The sequence below is a fragment of the Anaerococcus lactolyticus S7-1-13 genome, from assembly GCF_000758765.1.
In the GTDB taxonomy this organism is placed as follows: domain Bacteria; phylum Bacillota; class Clostridia; order Tissierellales; family Peptoniphilaceae; genus Anaerococcus; species Anaerococcus lactolyticus.
In genome coordinates, this window is sequence record NZ_JRMW01000039.1 from 15843 (window position 1) to 33820 (window position 17978).

At 33.6% G+C, this 17978-nt stretch carries 19 protein-coding genes; 4 read left to right on the forward strand and 15 right to left on the reverse strand.

Annotated elements, in window-relative coordinates; all coding sequences use genetic code 11:
- The first annotated feature begins 57 nt into the window (after window positions 1–57).
- Window positions 58–885 (forward strand): Cof-type HAD-IIB family hydrolase, encoded by an 828-nt coding sequence (locus HMPREF1630_RS07145; protein WP_004827802.1) that lies wholly within the window; start codon window positions 58–60, stop codon window positions 883–885.
- 131 nt (window positions 886–1016) lie between these two features.
- Window positions 1017–2390, forward strand: a complete 1374-nt coding sequence (locus tag HMPREF1630_RS07150) for an alanine/glycine:cation symporter family protein (protein ID WP_081931889.1) — start codon at window positions 1017–1019, stop codon at window positions 2388–2390.
- A 95-nt stretch (window positions 2391–2485) separates the two neighbouring features.
- Here HMPREF1630_RS07150 and HMPREF1630_RS07155 read toward each other — a convergent pair whose 3' ends face one another.
- The 3 genes from HMPREF1630_RS07155 to HMPREF1630_RS07165 are packed head-to-tail and all read right to left on the reverse strand — an operon-like array spanning window position 2486 to window position 4876.
- Window positions 2486–4336: a heavy metal translocating P-type ATPase gene (locus HMPREF1630_RS07155; RefSeq protein WP_037328411.1), complete on the reverse strand. Its 1851-nt coding sequence runs from the start codon at window positions 4334–4336 to the stop codon at window positions 2486–2488.
- Window positions 4337–4561 carry a heavy-metal-associated domain-containing protein gene (locus HMPREF1630_RS07160; RefSeq protein ID WP_037328413.1) on the reverse strand — a complete coding sequence of 75 codons (225 nt, stop codon included), beginning with the start codon at window positions 4559–4561 and terminating at the stop codon, window positions 4337–4339. It lies immediately after the preceding gene.
- A gap of 12 nt (window positions 4562–4573) precedes the next feature.
- Window positions 4574–4876, reverse strand: coding sequence for an ArsR/SmtB family transcription factor (locus HMPREF1630_RS07165; protein WP_037328415.1), 303 nt, complete (start codon window positions 4874–4876; stop codon window positions 4574–4576).
- A gap of 154 nt (window positions 4877–5030) precedes the next feature.
- Here HMPREF1630_RS07165 and HMPREF1630_RS07170 point away from each other — a divergent pair, with 154 nt between their 5' ends.
- Both HMPREF1630_RS07170 and HMPREF1630_RS07175 read left to right on the forward strand, forming a co-directional pair.
- Entirely contained in the window at window positions 5031–5249 is a 219-nt protein-coding gene (locus tag HMPREF1630_RS07170; protein ID WP_037328417.1) for a hypothetical protein, read from the forward strand.
- Window positions 5250–5262: 13 nt separating this feature from the next.
- Complete coding sequence (locus HMPREF1630_RS07175; protein WP_004827790.1) at window positions 5263–5499, forward strand: DUF2922 domain-containing protein; 237 nt, start codon at window positions 5263–5265, stop codon at window positions 5497–5499.
- A gap of 457 nt (window positions 5500–5956) precedes the next feature.
- On the opposite strand, the gene HMPREF1630_RS07180 is transcribed toward HMPREF1630_RS07175, so the two are convergent.
- The 12 genes from HMPREF1630_RS07180 to HMPREF1630_RS07235 form a co-directional block, all read right to left on the reverse strand.
- Window positions 5957–6469: a nitroreductase family protein gene (locus HMPREF1630_RS07180; protein WP_037328419.1), complete on the reverse strand. Its 513-nt coding sequence runs from the start codon at window positions 6467–6469 to the stop codon at window positions 5957–5959.
- Between the two features lie 322 nt (window positions 6470–6791).
- Complete coding sequence (locus tag HMPREF1630_RS07185) at window positions 6792–7901, reverse strand: HigA family addiction module antitoxin (RefSeq protein WP_037328421.1); 1110 nt, start codon at window positions 7899–7901, stop codon at window positions 6792–6794.
- On the reverse strand, window positions 7894–8235 hold the full coding sequence (locus HMPREF1630_RS07190) for a hypothetical protein (RefSeq protein WP_037328422.1): 342 nt from the start codon (window positions 8233–8235) through the stop codon (window positions 7894–7896). The genes HMPREF1630_RS07185 and HMPREF1630_RS07190 overlap by 8 nt, the downstream gene beginning before the upstream one ends.
- A 674-nt stretch (window positions 8236–8909) precedes the next feature.
- Window positions 8910–10631 (reverse strand): DUF2326 domain-containing protein, encoded by a 1722-nt coding sequence (locus HMPREF1630_RS07195; RefSeq protein ID WP_037328423.1) that lies wholly within the window; start codon window positions 10629–10631, stop codon window positions 8910–8912.
- Window positions 10622–10849 carry an ABC-three component system middle component 6 gene (locus tag HMPREF1630_RS07200; protein ID WP_037328424.1) on the reverse strand — a complete coding sequence of 76 codons (228 nt, stop codon included), beginning with the start codon at window positions 10847–10849 and terminating at the stop codon, window positions 10622–10624. Before HMPREF1630_RS07200 ends, HMPREF1630_RS07195 begins: the two co-directional genes overlap by 10 nt.
- A complete protein-coding gene (locus HMPREF1630_RS07205; RefSeq protein ID WP_037328425.1) occupies window positions 10833–11810 on the reverse strand; it encodes an ABC-three component system protein in 978 nt (325 codons plus the stop codon). The genes HMPREF1630_RS07200 and HMPREF1630_RS07205 overlap by 17 nt, the downstream gene beginning before the upstream one ends.
- A 23-nt stretch (window positions 11811–11833) precedes the next feature.
- Complete coding sequence (locus tag HMPREF1630_RS07210; protein ID WP_037328426.1) at window positions 11834–12040, reverse strand: helix-turn-helix domain-containing protein; 207 nt, start codon at window positions 12038–12040, stop codon at window positions 11834–11836.
- Between the two features lie 758 nt (window positions 12041–12798).
- Window positions 12799–13122, reverse strand: a complete 324-nt coding sequence (locus HMPREF1630_RS07215; protein ID WP_037328427.1) for a hypothetical protein — start codon at window positions 13120–13122, stop codon at window positions 12799–12801.
- A complete protein-coding gene (locus tag HMPREF1630_RS07220; protein WP_037328428.1) occupies window positions 13115–13666 on the reverse strand; it encodes a hypothetical protein in 552 nt (183 codons plus the stop codon). Before HMPREF1630_RS07220 ends, HMPREF1630_RS07215 begins: the two co-directional genes overlap by 8 nt.
- Window positions 13667–13787: 121 nt before the next feature.
- Window positions 13788–14195 (reverse strand): hypothetical protein, encoded by a 408-nt coding sequence (locus HMPREF1630_RS07225; protein ID WP_037328429.1) that lies wholly within the window; start codon window positions 14193–14195, stop codon window positions 13788–13790.
- Between the two features lie 259 nt (window positions 14196–14454).
- Window positions 14455–16932 carry a SpaA isopeptide-forming pilin-related protein gene (locus HMPREF1630_RS07230; protein WP_037328430.1) on the reverse strand — a complete coding sequence of 826 codons (2478 nt, stop codon included), beginning with the start codon at window positions 16930–16932 and terminating at the stop codon, window positions 14455–14457.
- Window positions 16933–17540: 608 nt separating this feature from the next.
- Entirely contained in the window at window positions 17541–17828 is a 288-nt protein-coding gene (locus HMPREF1630_RS07235; protein WP_037328431.1) for a GIY-YIG nuclease family protein, read from the reverse strand.
- Between the last annotated feature and the right edge of the window lie 150 nt (window positions 17829–17978).

The window sequence follows — 17978 nt, forward strand, 5'->3', positions numbered from 1 at the left end:
TAGAAAAAATTTTTCCCTCTTTTCGGACGAAAAGGAAATAAATAGTATAATAAGATTATGATTAAATTAATTACTATTGACGTGGATGGGACCTTGGTCACTCCACTTAAGAGATTAACTCAAAAAAATATAAAAGAAATTGACAGGGTGAGGGACCTTGGCGTGCACATCGCCCTTGCTTCTGGCAGGCCTTTTCACTCTATGGAAAGATACATAGAAAGGCTTGGACTCATGGAAGAAGGCCATTTTTCTGTGTGCCAAAATGGGTCTTACATAGTAGACAATGCTACAAAAAAACCAATCGCTGGCTCCTACCAAACAGTAGAAGACTTGATCAGACTTGATGAGCTTATGGCAGATTTTGATGTTCAAGTGTCTGCTATGGACGATGTTGGTTTTTATACCAGACACAAAAATCCAAGTATCTATACCCAGATGGATGCCGTTATTAATAGCCTAACTCTTACTACTGTTAATTACAAAGATTTCCCAGAGGATATGCGTTTCGGCAGATTTTTGATTTTGGGGTCTAGGGCTAGTATCAAGCAGGTTTTGGCGAATATGCCTAAGGAAGTTTCAGAAAATTATTACGCCGTCCAAACAGCTCCATTTTTGATAGAAGTGATGAATAAGACTGCCAACAAGGGCCACGCTGTAAGGCAAATGGCAGCAAGGCTAGGGATTAGCGCTGATGAAATCATGTCCATAGGCAACGAAAAAAACGACATCCCTATGCTTGAACAAACAGGTTTCCCTGTGGCTATGGCAAATTCAGTGCCAGAGCTTAAGGCCCACGCCAAGTTCATCACCAAGTCCAACCTCCAATCAGGGGTGGGCTATGCAGTTGAAAGACTGATTGACAATGGGCTTAAGAGGTTTCAGTAATAAGTGATAAAGCAAAACAACTCTCAGTTGGGAGTTGTTTTTTAATTTTTTTTGAAAAAAATTTAAAAAGTGATTTGTAATTAATAAGTATTAGAATAAAATAATAAAATAACATTTTTAAGGAAGATATTATGAGAGAGATTATAGAGAGTTTTAATGACTTCTTATGGGGTCTGCCCCTTATTTTAGGTATAATGGGCACCGGTATATATATTAGTATAAGGCTTAAGGGAGTCCAGTTTAGGAAGTTGGGTTTTGCCCTAAAGCATACCCTTGGCAGAATTTTTGCAGAAAATGATGAGGCTGATGGTGATATTTCACCTTTTTCTGCCCTAGCTACAGCCCTTGCCGCCACAGTTGGTACTGGCAACATCGTAGGTGTATCCCTTGCCATAATCATGGGAGGACCTGGTGCCATTTTCTGGATGTGGGTCGCTGCTATCTTTGGTATGGCTACCAAGTTTGCTGAAGTAACCCTTGCCCTTGCCTATAGGGAAAAAAGGTCTGGCTCTTTTGTCGGTGGTCCGATGTACTACATAGAAAAGGGACTAAAGAACAAAAAGCTTGCCAAGGCCTTTGCGCTTTTCGCATCAATAGCCGTTTTTGGGATTGGAAATTCTACCCAATCAAACGCCATAGCCGGGGTTTTGAGAGATAATTTTGGCGTAAGCACCCTCGTTACCGGTTTGGTTTTGAGTATCTTTGCAGGCATAGTTATAGTTGGTGGTATTTCCACAATTAGCAAGGTCACAGGAAAACTTGTACCCTTCATGTCATTGTTTTACATCCTTGGATCAATTTGGATAATTTTTCTAAATCGTGCCAACCTCATCCCTGCAATCGAGTCAATCTTTGTTGGAGCTTTTGCACCAATGAGTGTGGCTGGAGGAGTGGCAGGTATAACAGTTAGATCAGTTATTTCTGCCGGTGTAGCTAGGGGTGTTTTCACCAATGAAGCAGGTCTTGGTTCTTCACCAATGGCCCACGCATCAGCTGCCACAGACCACCCAATTCGCCAAGGTCTCTGGGGAATGACCGAAGTTTTTGTAGACACCATGATTATTTGTAGTCTGACAGCCCTAGTAATATTGACCACTGGGGTCGACAGGTCAGTAGGAGTAGATGCAAGAAGCCTTGTAGCTAGCGCTTTCGCTTCCACATCTTCAATCGGTGGCTTAATCCTATCCTTGGGTATCAGCTTATTTGCCTTCTCAACCATCTTGGGTTGGGCCTACTACGGCGAACTTGCTAGTTCCTATCTTTTTGGAGAGGGAATCAAAAAATACTACAGGATTGTCTATGTCATCTTCGTCTTTGTTGGAGCAAATATGGACCTAGGCCTTGCCTGGACAGTGTCAAATATCCTAAACGGTCTGATGGCTCTGCCAAACCTCTACGCCTTATGGAGGCTAGCTCCAGTCCTAGTGAAACTAGAAAAAGACTTCTTCAAAGACCCAATGAAAATAAGAAAAGGCCCTGAAGAATATAGTGAATTATTAGCATAAATAAAAACCAAAGTCAACCGGCTTTGGTTTTTTTGTTAGAAAAAATGAACAAAAAAAAATAAAGGAACAAAGCCTTTCGCCTTGTTCCTTTTGCCTTATAATTTTATTTTTAGGATTCTCATCGCCCATATTATGGAAATTATTGATACTCCTACATCGCCAAAAATAGCTAGCCACATTGATGCTATACCCAAGAGGCCAAGAATAAGAATAGCAATTTTAACAGTCATGATAAAAAATATGTTTTGCATAACTGTAGAGTTTGTAAGATTTGCTATCTTCATAAGTTTTGCCAGCTGACTAAACTCCCCATTGGCTACAAGGATGTCAGATGATTCTATGGCAAGGTCTGAAGCTGTTTCGCCCATGGATATGCCCACATTTGCATTTTTAAGTACTGGGGCATCATTGATACCGTCACCTACAAAGACCACCTTGTGGCCCTTAGCCTTAAAATCTTTCATTACATCTAGCTTATCCTTTGGCATAAGCTCAGCATAATAATCTGTAAGGTCTAGCTCTTCTGCCAAGTCTTTTACAGGGCCTTTTGCATCGCCCGATACTATGGCAATTTTTTTGAAATCTTTTTTAAGACTTTGTATTGTATTCTTGCTGTCTTTTTTAATTTCGTCTTCTATAATAACCTTGGCAATCGCCCTACCATCAACACCTAGATAAACGGCTCTCGCTTGGTCATTTTCTATACCAATAAATCTTGCTGATCCAATCTTAACTTCTTCCCCGGTCTTTGTTATAGCTACTACTCCCAAGCCACTCTTGTTATCAACTGATTCAAAGAGGTCTGGATTTTCCATCCTATCCATAGAATTTACAATTCCTCTAGCGATTGGGTGGGTAGATAGTTTCTCTATATTATAGATATAATCGAGGGCCCTTTCCCTGTCGTAGTCTGCTAAAAATTCTATGTCCTTTACAACAAATTCGCCTGTAGTAAGGGTGCCTGTCTTATCTGTAAGAAGAATATCTGCTGATATTAGTTCCTCAAAATATTGGCTTCCCTTAATCAAAATCCCTTCCTTGCTGGCAAGGCCTAGGCCCGACATAAAGGAAAGTGGGACTGACAAAACTAGGGCGCAAGGGCAGGATAGGACCAAGAAAGTGGCAGCTCTTAAAAGATAATCTGACCAAGCACCTCCCATCAAAAGTGGTGGTACTATGGCAAGCAGAAAGGCAAAGCCAACCACTATTGGGGTATAGACCTTGGCAAATCTAGTAATTAGTCTTTCACTTTGAGATTTTGACATGTGGGAATCTTCGATAAGTTCGATGATTTTTGCTGCCACAGAATCGTCAAATTCCTTAGTAGCTTCGTACTTTATGATACCCTGGGTAATGATTGTTGAGGAAATTATTTCATCTCCAGCTTTCACCTCCACAGGCATGGACTCGCCTGTAACAGAAGATGTGTCAACCAAGGCGTTTCCCTCAACTATAAGTCCGTCCACACCTACTTTTTCCCCATCACGCACCATCAAAATATCGCCTACTTCTACATCATCAAGGTCGATTTCCTCGACTGTGCCATCTTCTAGGACCCTATTGGCTAGGTCTGGCACTAGGTCCAAAAGCCCCTTGATATTTTCCTTAGAAGAATGGGTTGCAATCTCTTCAAAAAGTTCTCCAAAACCATAGAAAACCATAACAGCAATAGCCTCAAGGTAGTCGCCAATGACAAAGGCAGTCACTGTGGCAATGGTCATAAGGAAATTCTCATCCAAGGCCTTCCCACGTCTTAAACCCTCAAAGGCTTCCTTAAGGACATCCCAGGCTGCAAGAAGATAGAGCCCCAAAAACCATAATTTTAGGATATAGCCATTGACCCAAGCAATATGCGAAGCAAAATATTGAAGGGCAAAGCTAAGAATGACAATCAAAACAAGCTTTAAAAAAGTTTGCTTATGGTCATTTGTGATTGATTTTAGCATCTAGTCCACCAAAATTTTTGATCCTGGTTCAATCTTATCAGCTATTTCATTTGCCTTTGCAATTAGCTTATCAAGGTCGACATCATCTCTAAGGTCAAACTTCACCTTTTCAGATAAAAATGACACTGTCGCACTTTCTACTCCGTCTAATTTTCCTAAAGCTTCCTCAATTTTTGCTGCACAGTTGGCGCAATCAAGACCTTCAATTGTATATTTCTTTTTCATACTTCCTCCTTATTATTCACAAACGTGTTCTAGGCCAATTTTAATAATTAATTTTACGTGCTCATCAAGAAGTGAATACATGATGGACTTGCCATCCCTTTCGCTTTTAACAAGCTTGTTCTTCTTCAAGTTTCTAAGTTGGTGGCTAATGGCTGATTGACTCATATCAAGACTTTCGGCAATGTCGCCTACACTCACAGGCCCATCAAAAAGCCTATACATAATCCTCATCCTAGTCGAGTCAGAAAAAATTTTGAAAAGGTCAGCCAAGTCACTAAGGTCATTATCCGAAATATTACCTATATCTACCTTCATTCACACCTCTTTTCACTTCTATCTTTTTCATATGAACAACTATTCATATGAATATTGTATCATATTTTGAAATATTGTCAAGATGTGAGGGACAATTTTGGAAAGTTTACTACTTACTATTACGGCGCCGATAATAAAACAATAAGGAGATACTATGAAAATTAAAATCAAATTCGAGATTAAGGGTAATGAAGGCTCTGCCAACAAAACCTACACAAAGACTTTTATTCAAGTCAACGAAAAAAGTACAAATGATAATTTAATGAAATTTGCTGCGGCCTATCTTTCCCTAGTCAACGGAAAAGACAACAAGATTGCCTACTCAATCTATAAGGCCAACGAAGAAGAAATCTACAGCGGATCAGTAAATTAAGGAGGAATAGCGAATGAAAAATACAAATAGCAAAAAATTGAAATTATACTTCAAAGATGCAAACAACACTCAAAGAACTGTTACAATAGATCAAGCAAAAGACACCTACAAAGACGCAGACGTGAGCGCTGCAATGGATAAGATTATAGAATCACAAGTCCTAGAAACAAAAAAAGGATTAATAAATAGCAAGGCAAGAGCAGAAGTAGAAACCATAGAAAAAGCTGCCCTTGATGTAATACAAGCATAAAGAAAAGCTCCCAAGTTAAATCTTGGGGGCTTTTTTATTGAAACTATGAGCTAATTTTTAATTAGCTTCAGACAATCAACAAAGTCCTATATTCATATCATTCTGACGAACGAAGTGAGGAAGAATCCCATAAATTAGGGATTAGCAAAATTACTATCTATTTATAATTGAATTTGTCTACACTCTGGAGCTAATTTTAATTAGCCCTATTTTTTTGCCCAAAAATTGCCATTAGATAAGCGAGGGACTTCTGCGTTTGTGAGGCATTTCCTTTATGGGATTCTTCAGTCGCTTAGCTCCTTCACAATGACACAAGCGAGTGCTAAATGTTACTTTTTCCCCATTTGTCATTCCGACAGATAGTTTCCCTCGAGCGTAGTCGAGAGGAGGAATTCCGTAAATCATAGACTCGTGGATAATAAAAGAAATCTATCCCCCTCGGTTTCTAACAAATATCCTAAATATATCTCCCTATCTCATCAACACTTCTTCTCTTATTGTGGTTGGCTAGTGGGCCTGCACCCTCAGCCCTAAAACCTAAGTCAATAAGGCAAACTACAACCTCATCATCAGAAAGATTAAAAACTTTCTTAACCTCATCAGGATCGATATTATTAATCCAACAAGAATCCACACCCACACTTTGGGCTGCAAGAATAATATGGCTTGCAACAATAGCAGTATCCTCAAAACCAGAATCATACTTGCCACCAGGATAGGTGAAAACTTTAGACTCATCATAGGTAAGGATAAGCACAGTGCTAGCCCCATAACGGCAAGGAGTCACCTCATCCACCTTATTAAGAGCCTCCTCAGACTCCGCTATATAAATAAGATAATTTTGCAAATTTTTTGCAGTCGGAGCCAAACGAGCCGCCTCCAAAATAAGCCCAAGCTTATCCTCCGGCACCTTCCTGCCATCATAACTCTTGCACGAAAAACGCTCCCTAGCAAGTTCAATAAAATCCATAACCCCTCCTTAAATCTTTCCACCTATACTTATACCCAAAATTTGAAATCTTAAGTATTATAAAATGCCCCCCATGGAGCAAGATAAAAACGCTCACCAAAGGCATCCCCAACTCAATTCATCGAGGCAAAATTTCATCACTCATTCATGAGTATATCCAAAAATTATAATTTAATAATATAACTTTAACCATATGAGATTATCGATTATAGTTATAAAATCAAAAATAACCATCCTAGTATAAATAAACTACGATGGTTATTTTATAAATCACTTAATGTTGAATTTTAAAACAATACTAGGTAAACTTCTCCACTAATCCTTAAATACTCTCAAATAAAGTCGAGTCTATCCTCGGAAAAATAACTTCCCTATTATAATCATTGAATATATTTTGTTCTAAAGACTCATCATATTTTAATCGTCCTACAATTATATCCTCACCTATAGAGTTTTCTCTTGCGAAATTTTCTATATTAAGTCTATCAAATCTTCCATTATTTTTAAACTTATTGTAAATTACAGGATCAATTAAGAAATTCTGAGCAAATTTATCTGCTTCAACCTCACGACATTCATATTCTTTTTTATCAAGATTTGAATCAAAATCTTTATTTAAAATATGGCCCAATTCATGCATAAGTGTAAACCAAAATATATCACGCTTTTTCTGCTTATCACTAATTAATAATAAAACTGAACCATTAGCAAATTTATAAACAGCTCCATTCAAATTTGAACCACTTAAATATGGAAGTGTAACTAGGATAATCCCACACTCATATAAAATATCGCTCAACCTATCATAGCAATTTATATCACTAATAAGAGTCTTAATCTCTCCAAAACTGTCATTTAGTTTTCTTAAATTTAAACTTTTATCAGCCTTATCTCTAGCAATATTAATAGCAATCTCAAGCATAATATTAGATTTTATTACAGAATTTTCATTAAACTCGTCCATAATTTGTTTATTTCTATAACTAACATTAGAATTGAAATCTCTCAAATATTTTAAGTTTGAAATATTAAAAAATCTTCTTAAAAATTCAACTTTTTCAAGCACGCTATAATTTTTATCGGCCAATATAGGTAAATCTCTTTTAAAATATTTAAAATCAATTAGACGAGCAATTCGCTTCTCTTCATCTAATGACTTCGTATCATTGATCTCAATTATCTTTTGGTCATAGGATGATTGAAGCTTAATCCAAGTATCATAGCTTATACCTGTGAACCTATCCAATTTTTCAGCCAATTCATTGGTAACTCTAGACTTGCCATTAATAATCTTAGATACAGTCTTTGCCGAAACATCCATCCTTCTTGCAAACTCATCTTGAGATAAATTTAGATCATCAATAATATCTTCTATATAAGAACCTGGATGAAAAGCTATCAAATTTTCATAAGAAACTATATTGTTACTCATAATGTGTTCCCACCTCCTGAATACTTACAATCCTAATTATTTTTGTATTACTAATATCAGCAACTATATTAGAAGAATTATCCTTAAAATACACCTTCACCCTAATACTCATCCTTACACCACCAGGCGATAAAGAATAGATGCCACCAGTATAATTAAGTATATGGAGCCTATACCTTTTCATATTGATAAGCTCTTCAACGCTATCAATATTTTCAATAAAATTTATCATTTTAAACAAATTTATAGACTCCCTATCACCTAGCTTCTTCTTAGAATGTTTTAAATCCGTACATATTTTTTCAATTTTTTTATTGGAATATTCTATAATCAAAACACTCTCCTGATTATTACCCTAAAGGTAATATCTTATTGTCACTATACATGGATTTATCATTTAGTCAATGACTGAATATATAAAGCAAACTTATAAAATCTAAAAAATAAACCATCACATCTACTATCTCGTACTGTAATGGTTTATTCTCATATCATTAAATTATTGTTAAAAGATTATCCCATACTATACTCATAAAAAATAGAGAACGACCTAAGTCCCCCCCTAACTTATTGATTTTAATCTAACTTGTCAAACGCCATTACTATATATTTTCGTTAAACCATTAAATATTAACTATAAACATAATTTTTAAAATTTATTCTTTGTAAACTGATATATAATATATATTATATTTATCACTGGAATTTTTTCTTTATTATTCCTATACACTCAAAAACTATATTTATATGTAATGAAAAAGAGGAGAAAATCCTCCTCTTTTCTTGTATAACTCAACCCACGTACTTGCGATTGGGTTTATTTTTAATTCTAAAATCTATTAAGCTTCAACAGCTTGAGATTTTTTGTAGGCTATGAATGCTCCTGCCATGAGAGAACAAGCCCGTCTACTCTTGGAGACTAGCCTGTCGGCGTGTGAGACTTTTCGTGGAGGTTACTCTAATGATTTGGGATGATTTATTCATTCTGCAATAGCCCCTTTTATAGCATTATTCAATTCTAAATAATTTATCCTCTTGTGATAGCTCTACAACAATATTTGCTTTATTCAATAGATCGTCAGGCAGCTTATCTTTCAATATTGAAATTACTAATTGAATATCTTTTTTCTTAACAAAATCCGCAACGTTCAACAATTGATTATCATGCATCAATTCTTTTTTGTCATTTAATAAAAAATGCAAACAGGATATTCCTTCTTCATCTGCAAACATTATATACGCCAAGTCAAAACATAGGATTTCTCCTTGTTTTTTGCCTGAACTCATATTTGAGTTGAACGTACTAAATTTATATACAGGCTTATTTGTCTTTTTATTATTGACAATCTCATATGACAGAGCATATTTTTCTCCATATAGTTCATATGATACCGAAGAAAAATATTTATTAAATTTCTTTATTTGTTTTTTAAGTTTTTCTTCAAAATCAGAAGAATATAAATATTGATCAATATTTTTAAGTTCATTCTCTGTTTCTTTGAGAACTGAATCCACCTCGTTTATCTGTGAAATTATATTCTCATATTCCCCTTTTAATCTATATTTTTCATTTATTTCAGAAATAATATTTTCTAAATCATTAAAAGAATCACTTTTGGAAATTTTTAGTGACAACTCTTTTTCATCACTTAATAAGACTTTTAAGGTTCTCTTTTCATTTTCAATTCTATCACTTAAAGATGGTAGCTCTTTTGTTATAAATGAAATTTTTTCGACTATCATTTCATTATGATATGCAACTAAGTCTTCAAATGTTTTATGCAAATTAGGGATATATTCTTTTGACTCACTATACAACAATCTTAATTGCTCTAAATCAATTGAAGATATATCTTTTTCCATCTCATTTTTTGCTTCAACGATCATATCCCTTCTTATTTCTAGTTTAGTGATAAGTGAACTTATTCTATTTATTTTATATTTTATTTCATTTAGTCTATTTAAATCCTCTTCAAAATTTTCATTTATATTCAATAATGATTTTTTGTTATTTAACTCATCTATTTCATCTTCAATTATAGCCAATGCTACCTCATATGAGTTCTTATTCTGATTTTTTTCAATTCTTTCTTTATATGCATTATCCTGCTTTATCTTATTAGTGAGTGCTTGCTTTTTCGCACCACTATCAAATCCACAACCTAATAGATATAAATATAGAGTTTCGTATTCAACATCAGAGGTAAAAGAAACTAATGTTTTTAAAGTATTATTAATACTATTGTCCTTGTATCTAATATTATGAGATATTATTTGCTTAAAAGAAGGTTTTTCGTTTTTATGTTCCGGAAATATTTTTGCTAATAGTTCATTTTCAAAATCTTTTTTCAATATTGATTTGCCATTTATTTTCCTTATAGCATTTTTTCCTGATAAAAAATTACGTTGAATAACTAATCGTTCTTTTTTTTGTATATTAAATCCATTTGTCAGGATTAAAGTTACTAATACTTCCTGATTTATTAAAAAATTTTTAACCTCATCATACACTTTATTTTTATTTTCTTCGTCCGTGTAAATATCTTTACCTTCTCCTCCTAGACAAAAATAAATTAATTTTAAAACTGTTGTTTTACCAACATTATTCCCTGTTGATTTTAAATCATCTGATAAAGGAGTGTTATCAATTATTAAATTCATACCTTTATGAAAATTCAGTTCTCGAATTGTTTCATATTTGGTAGAAATTTTCATTTTTTCTATAAACATTTTTTTACTACCCCCTTCTCACTTATTTGAGCTGATTGTATTAAATACAACCAGTCTAAACTCAATACGAACACGGAAAATGACATGTCATTTGACTTTTTTACATTATGATATAATTCTAAAAGCTTTTGTTCAGGTTCTTTTTCAAGCTCTGTTAAAATAACAGAACCATTATAATAAATACTAAGTTCAGGATGAATATTATCTGGTAATAACATGATTATATCCCTCCGGATTCCTAAATATTTTACATCTAATAAAAGCATCTACAACGAGTATATCCGTACACATTTGTAATTCCTCCATCGGCATTTCTATATAATTACTACTTTCAATTATGACTTTCATAACACAATTAATTATTTCATAAAAAATATCCGTAGGAGTATTATTTAATCTATTTAATTCTATATACTGCCTTCTAATTTCTTGTAAAACAGAGAAGCTTTTATTTTTACCTTCTTTATCAAACTCGCTGTATATTTCATCAAGTCTGTGATAAAAGATTTTATAATCGTCAATTATATCTTTAGCATATTCTAAATCATTAAATGAAATTTTATCCTCTATGGCAAAAGAGTTTATTTCTGGAGAGCCAGCATTAACATCAAGTGTTTCTGCTGCTAAAATATTAATAACTTTAGCTAAATTTGACTCAATTTTAACGCAATCAACATCCTGCCCTAATTCAGCTTTTATAAAATCATATACTTGTCTTTGCTTAAAAACTGTTTGGTTCAAAATTTTTTTAAGGAGTAACCCAACATCCCATATATCTTGTTTTGGATCAAATTTCATACTATATGGATTTTTAAAAGTAGTGTTTTTTAGAGAAGAAGGTGCATTCTTGGAAATAGACATAAACTTGTAGCTATAATCTTTATATTTAGTATATATTTTTTTACTTAGAGAATTATCGATTTTTGCTTTTGTACAAGTTGAAGAAACTTGCACAACAACTTTATTTTTATTATCTATTAAATCTATTCCGTCTATATTTTGATATGAGAAATTCAAGTTTTCTAATTCTAAATCAAAAATGATATTACACAAATAGGCGAAAAAATTCTCCGAATGGATATTAAGTTCCAAAAGATTTAGTTTACTTCTAACTTCTACTCTATATGCTAACGTATTTAATTTTTCTTCTATATAATTAAAATAAATTATCCTGTTCACTTAATATCCCCCTGTCTTACTATTTATTCTTTGAATAATAAATATGGCCCTATCTCCAAAGCATCTGCTATTTTTTGTAAATTATCCAAGTCAATGCTTCTTTTTTTACACTCTAATGCACTTATATATGTTCTATGCAATCCAGATTTTTCCACAAAAGCTTCTTGTGACAAACCCATTTTATTTCGATATTTTTTAACGTTTTTAGCAAAAACTTCTATAATATCCATTATGCAGTACCTCTATTATTTTCTAATATTATACCATCATTGAATAAAATTAGTCAGCATACAATAAGTAACACAATCTAGGTCAGCAATAAAATTTCCAAACTATCTCAACTATTTATTTGTCATAAATATATATCTTGTTTATGACTTCATTGATTCATTCTAAAACAAGCTCTACATTTGATACTTCTTCTTTTAACTTATCTACATTAAACTTATGTTCTGAAGTTGTATTTTCCTTTATCTCGTTTTCTATAATGGAAATTTCCTGATCAATATTTTAAAGCTGATTTTTTAAAGTATTTTTTTGAAATAGATAAGCTTCTCTATCCACTTTATCTTGCTTATACTTTTCATAAATCTGCATTTTACAAACTTGTAATTTTTCTTTATCGTTCAGGAGCTTATTCTTTATTTCTTAAACTTATTTTCAATACCAACTATCATTATCAACAAATCCCACACTCCTAAATAACATAATTTATAAAATTAAATATAACGTATACGGTAAAACAATATTTTAATAAAGTATGTAGGTACAAAGTAAAGGGGCTTTGGGCCCCTTTACTTTGTTTTTGCTTATTATACGTACTGACCAATAAGTTTTTATTTAATTAATTGTTATTAATTAAGCTGTTGCTTGGCTTCTTCTGTATGCTTTGAACGCACATAACATTTAATAATCTGATTATTTTTTCTATTATTATCACTATAAGCGTTACTATATCACACTAGATCAAAATAGTTATAGATTACCCCTATATTTCTACAAGTTTTACAATAGGAATTTTATTTATATTACTCTTATGATATTGCTTACTAGTAGGCTTATTACATAATGCTCTAGATTTATTTGGCTTATATGCCTTTTTATAAACTGTATGCGAGGTTTCATCTAAAATACTAAAATCTGGCCTAAAATCAAGTAAACTTTCATATGAAGCAGAAATAAGGTCTTTTTCAAATGTTCCAGTTTTCTCTATACTTCTTTTAGATGCAACTCTGTCAAGAATATCAAGTATTTCTCCACTATTGAAAGCATCCTCAATATTTTTACTCCATATTTCATATTTTTTATTCATAGTATATCTCCATTGATTTAATTACATCACTTTGATAATTGTCAGTCACACATATTTGACGTCTTCTAAGTACAATACCATCATCAGCCCCTATTCCACCCTCTACATCAAAAGACCTTCCAATCATCTTAATCTTATTTAGTTCTTTAAAAGCATCAAGATAAAAACACCTAATTTCTTTCTCACTCTTGAATTTATAATCTATAGACCTTTCCTTTAATTCGTAACTTAATTTATCAACATAAGATTCAAATTTATTAATAAAGTTCTTATAGATGGTACAATCTTCGGTTTTATCTAAATCCAAAAAATAAATATCATTACATTCTAGCTGACACTTAAATATACGTCTATGATTATAAAATTTTCTAACCTTAGACCACCATTTGGCATTAATAAGCTCATCCCAAAAATAAACTCCCTTACCAAGCCACTCTTCCTTTGATTCACTAGCTTTAAAATCAGTTCGGCTTTTTATATTCATAGCCCTGAAAGTTGATGTAGCATGGTATCCTATAATCTTCAAAAATTCTGTATAACTCATCACAAATTATTCCTCAATAATGTTATTATGATTATACCTTAATTTTACAACCTATCGACAAAATAATCCTCTTTCCAAGCCAGCTATTAATGATTTTATAGAATATCGTTCCCCACTTTTTTTACTTTTCGCTTCTCATTTTATTATTATTCTTTTGAAAATTAAGTATGCTTACCGATAACTTTAATACACTTAAACAAACGATTGTGATTAAAAAAGTTCCTTGTTTATCAATTTCTTTTCCAGAAAAACTAGCAATTAGCATAGTAAATAATGCGATACCACTAGATATGATATCAGCTAAATCATTAAATATATCATATTCATTCTCAGTATAGATATTTAATTTTTTTATTAAGTATGAAATTCCTATTATAGCAAAAAACCAAATCACAGCTGCTAATAAAAGTTTACAAAAGTTATCAGGTTCTTTTGATAATATAAATGTGATAACATATGCTACTCCTATAATAATTCCAATAGTTATTAATCCTATAAATGATTTTTTATTGCGTTCTATAATTTTCATAATTATAAAATAACCTCCAAATATCAAAATGCAATATAACATAATCTGCTAGACTAATTTACAATATCCATTCCCATTATCAACCTAATACACTATGATACTTATTTTTTTATTTCACCTACTGTATATATCATATACAGTAAAACAATGTTTTGCTAAAGTGCATAGGTACAAAGTAAAGGGGCTTTGGGCCCCTTTGGCTTTGTGTTTTTGTCTTATTGTACGTACTGACCAATAAGATTTGTTATTTTGTTTTTACTTAAGCTTCAACAGCTTGAGATTTTTTGTAAGCTACGAATGCGCCTGTCATTATTGCAAGACCTGCAACTATGAAGATTAGAGAACCAATACCACCTGTTTGTGGGATTGTTACTTTCTTGTTGTCTACTCTTTGTCCGTAGCCATGTTCAGCTTTCTTATCTCCAGAATCATCGTCTGCTACTGTATATTTAACTTCTTTTGTCTTATCACCTGCGTAGGTTCCGTCTTTTACAGTAAATGCAACTGGTTTATCAAGCTTAGCATAACCTACTGGGGCAGTAAGTTCTACAAGTTCATAGTCGCCAGCATAAAGACCAGTGATTTCAAATCTACCTTGTCCATCTGATACAAGTTTATATGCACCTTCTGGTGGAGTGTTTTTATTTGTACCTGTACCTTCTTCCCAAGTGTAATCTGTTCTTGCTGCAATTACTGCATCGTTGTATATTTTTTGTAGTCCATCGATAGCTGTATCGTATGTTCCTTTTTGTTTCTTTTGTTCTTCTGCAGTTAATTTGTTGTATGCGTCAATCTTTTCATCTAAGTTTTTCTTAGCATCTTTAACAGCTTGAACTTCAGCAATTTTTTGATTATTAGCTTTAACAACTAAGAATTTATCCTTATCTTTGTTATTTGCAGCTTTTGATTTATTTCTAATAGCGAATACTGCACCAAATAGTCTTGTTGTATCACCTGTTTGATCCATTTTTACGAATCTCTTGCCGTGTAAGAAGACTTTTGGTTCAGATGGTTTCTTAACATCTGGGTTGTCGTCGTTTATGATGTCAAGTTTACCAGCTGGTGCTTGTGCATCGCCTCCAGGAACAGCTCCAGGTATTTCGTAGGTTGGTAGGTAACCATTAACAGCTTCTCTTACCTTGAATTTTCCAGTTGGAAGTCCCTCAAAAGTACCTGAACCGAAGTTATCTCCTACTTTAAAGGTGATTCCATTAGCAGCTTGGATAACTGTTCCAGCAGTAGCGTCAGATTTTACAGTTACAGATGCTACTGTTTTACCGTTTGCATCTTCGACATAGTAAGTTAAATCTTTAGCAGCTGGATTTGCATCTTGACCTTTTTTCTTCCAAGATTTTTTAATTTCAATCTTACCATTAGCAGATTCTACTTCAGGAACGCCTTTTGGTTCTTTTGGAATAAATGTAATACTGTTTGATTGTGGTTTGTCTACTGCTGCAGAGTTATTAACCTTAGCAGAGTATGAGAAATGGAATGTTACTGGACCACGTTTTAAGTATTCTACTAATGTATTTGCAACTTGGGCTTTTTTAACTTTTATTTCATAACCATTATCTCTTTCAGTTACAAATGTTGCTTTATTGTCTGCATTGATAAATGGTTGTTTTTCTTTGATAGTTTTACCATCAGCATCTGTGTAGTCAATTGTAACTTCAAGGTTTTTGTTATAAGTCAAACCTTCTGACATTGTATCTATCCAAGTAAATGATTCAAATGTGTAGTTTCTTGGAAGAACTGTAGATGATTGGTAAGGTGCTTCTTGACCTAATTGTTTAGAAATTGTGTCTTTATTTCTTTGGTATTGGTCATACTTTATACCTAATTTGCTACTAGGAACTTCATTACCATCTTTATCGACCCATTTGCCAGTAGTTTCATCATAATTAGCATGGTCTTTGTCGATTTGAACGTTGTCAGTTTGGATGTTCTTTGGATAGATGTAAAGTTTCTTTAGGTATTGGGTACCTGCTTTGATAGTATCTTGTCCTTTTTTAACATCTTTAATATTCATAATAGGAAGAGTCAAACCAAATGGTACTGCCATTTTGCTTGTAACCTTTTCTGGAACTTGACTTTCAACTGCCCAGTAGTAACCATCAGCTAGTTTAAGAGTTGCTAGACCGTTATCATCTGTTTCAGCTGTTTCACCATCTGTAAGTCCTGTGCCAGTTGCTTTTTCAATAACTCCTGCTGGAATTGTTTTTGTTGCTCCATCAGCTACTGGATAACCTTTTGTCATGATTTGATTCATTACATCAGCAGTTTCAAAGTTTGCTGGATTAGCTTTTAAAATATTGAAGTATTTTTCATTAAGCTTATCAGCCTCTGCTTGTGTTTTAGCTTCCTTACCTGTGGTATCTGTTGTACTAGCATTTACCTTTACATTAATTTTGTAGAAAGTAAACTTAGCTCCCTTTAAACCTTCAACCTTACTACCTAATGATTCATACTTGTTTTTCGAACCAGTATCAGGTGCTATTTTACCACCAGTATGTTCCCATGCTGCTCCCTTCTTATAGCTTTCCTTGGTTACTAGCTTATAAAGATCAATTTCTGTTACTGGTGGTTTTGTTTCTGATAGATCATTTGCATCCAATTTACCAGTTGGAACTTCTACTGGTTCGTCTGCATTGTTTGCACTTGCAGTCGTAAATGGTGCTACTAGGATACCAAATACCATGGCGAATGCTGTAAGTAATGACAAAATTTTCTTTTTCATATTATTCTCCTTTATATTTTTTGTCAGTGTCGCTTAAAATATCCGATAAGATATTTTTTCAGAAAGGCTAGCGACTTGCCTTTCGTGCTGGTGGGCCAGCTGCTTATAGGGTTGGGGGCCTTTGGGATATACCAAGTGGGCCTTCCTATAAATAGGTCATCTTTTTATGTCTGTGGGCCTTTGCCCTTTGTGCTTTGCTTTTGGCTCTTGCCTAAAAAGTAAGCTTTCCTTTACTCTATTATATCATAAAGTGAGGATTTGTGACATTTTTGCTAGCTCAATGAGCTTTTGCCATCCCCCGCCCAGTACTTGCAGCATAGGTCCGGCTTTATAATCATAGGCAAGAGCCTAATAATTATTGGTGTTTTCTTCGTTTGAGATGTCCCGTCTTTGTGGGATTCTTTCTCTCGACTTCGCTCGAGACAGGCTCCTTTTTCGCTCAGAATGACATCTTGGGTGCTTAAATTACACTATATTTCCTACTGTCATTCCGACAGAGAATCCGGAGGATTCGACGAGGAATCCCATGAATTAGGGTTTTCTTCGTTCATTCTGGTCCTGCGTATGTGGGATTCTTCGGTCGTTTCACTCCCTCTGAATGACACTAGTTATATTGACCAGCCTTCTGATAGGTCTTTCCATTCTGGATTCATTTTTTCTATTAAGGCTATTTTCTTTTTTCGTCCATAGCCTTTAATCTGTTTTTCTCTAGAAATCGCTCCCTCAGCTGATTCTCCCTCTTCGAAGTATACTAATTTTTTCACATTATATCTGTAGGTAAAGCTCTTTTTTTCTTGATTGTGTCTATGTTCGTAGACACGCCTTTCAAGATCATTTGTTATGCCTGTGTATAGAACATGGTTATGTTCGTTTGTTAGGATGTATACATAGTACATTGCTTACCTCTTTTCTTACTTTGGGGTGATTACTTCGTTCATTCTGGTCCTGCGTTTTTGGGATTCTTCGGTCGTTTCACTCCCTCAGAATGACACCTTTTTTTACTACTGTCATTCCGAGGAACAAAGTGACGAGGAATCTCATGAATG

Excerpts from the sequence above, each read along its gene's own strand:
- HMPREF1630_RS07145 (WP_004827802.1), top strand. The coding sequence starts at position 58 with ATGATTAAATTAATTACTATTGACGTGGATGGGACCTTGGTCACTCCA.
- HMPREF1630_RS07150 (WP_081931889.1), top strand. The coding sequence starts at position 1,017 with ATGAGAGAGATTATAGAGAGTTTTAATGACTTCTTATGGGGTCTGCCC.
- HMPREF1630_RS07155 (WP_037328411.1), bottom strand. The coding sequence starts at position 4,336 with ATGCTAAAATCAATCACAAATGACCATAAGCAAACTTTTTTAAAGCTT.
- HMPREF1630_RS07160 (WP_037328413.1), bottom strand. The coding sequence starts at position 4,561 with ATGAAAAAGAAATATACAATTGAAGGTCTTGATTGCGCCAACTGTGCA.
- HMPREF1630_RS07165 (WP_037328415.1), bottom strand. The coding sequence starts at position 4,876 with ATGAAGGTAGATATAGGTAATATTTCGGATAATGACCTTAGTGACTTG.
- HMPREF1630_RS07170 (WP_037328417.1), top strand. The coding sequence starts at position 5,031 with ATGAAAATTAAAATCAAATTCGAGATTAAGGGTAATGAAGGCTCTGCC.
- HMPREF1630_RS07175 (WP_004827790.1), top strand. The coding sequence starts at position 5,263 with ATGAAAAATACAAATAGCAAAAAATTGAAATTATACTTCAAAGATGCA.
- HMPREF1630_RS07180 (WP_037328419.1), bottom strand. The coding sequence starts at position 6,469 with ATGGATTTTATTGAACTTGCTAGGGAGCGTTTTTCGTGCAAGAGTTAT.
- HMPREF1630_RS07185 (WP_037328421.1), bottom strand. The coding sequence starts at position 7,901 with ATGAGTAACAATATAGTTTCTTATGAAAATTTGATAGCTTTTCATCCA.
- HMPREF1630_RS07195 (WP_037328423.1), bottom strand. The coding sequence starts at position 10,631 with ATGTTTATAGAAAAAATGAAAATTTCTACCAAATATGAAACAATTCGA.
- HMPREF1630_RS07200 (WP_037328424.1), bottom strand. The coding sequence starts at position 10,849 with ATGTTATTACCAGATAATATTCATCCTGAACTTAGTATTTATTATAAT.
- HMPREF1630_RS07210 (WP_037328426.1), bottom strand. The coding sequence starts at position 12,040 with ATGGATATTATAGAAGTTTTTGCTAAAAACGTTAAAAAATATCGAAAT.
- HMPREF1630_RS07215 (WP_037328427.1), bottom strand. The coding sequence starts at position 13,122 with ATGAATAAAAAATATGAAATATGGAGTAAAAATATTGAGGATGCTTTC.
- HMPREF1630_RS07220 (WP_037328428.1), bottom strand. The coding sequence starts at position 13,666 with ATGAGTTATACAGAATTTTTGAAGATTATAGGATACCATGCTACATCA.
- HMPREF1630_RS07225 (WP_037328429.1), bottom strand. The coding sequence starts at position 14,195 with ATGAAAATTATAGAACGCAATAAAAAATCATTTATAGGATTAATAACT.
- HMPREF1630_RS07230 (WP_037328430.1), bottom strand. The coding sequence starts at position 16,932 with ATGAAAAAGAAAATTTTGTCATTACTTACAGCATTCGCCATGGTATTT.
- HMPREF1630_RS07235 (WP_037328431.1), bottom strand. The coding sequence starts at position 17,828 with ATGTACTATGTATACATCCTAACAAACGAACATAACCATGTTCTATAC.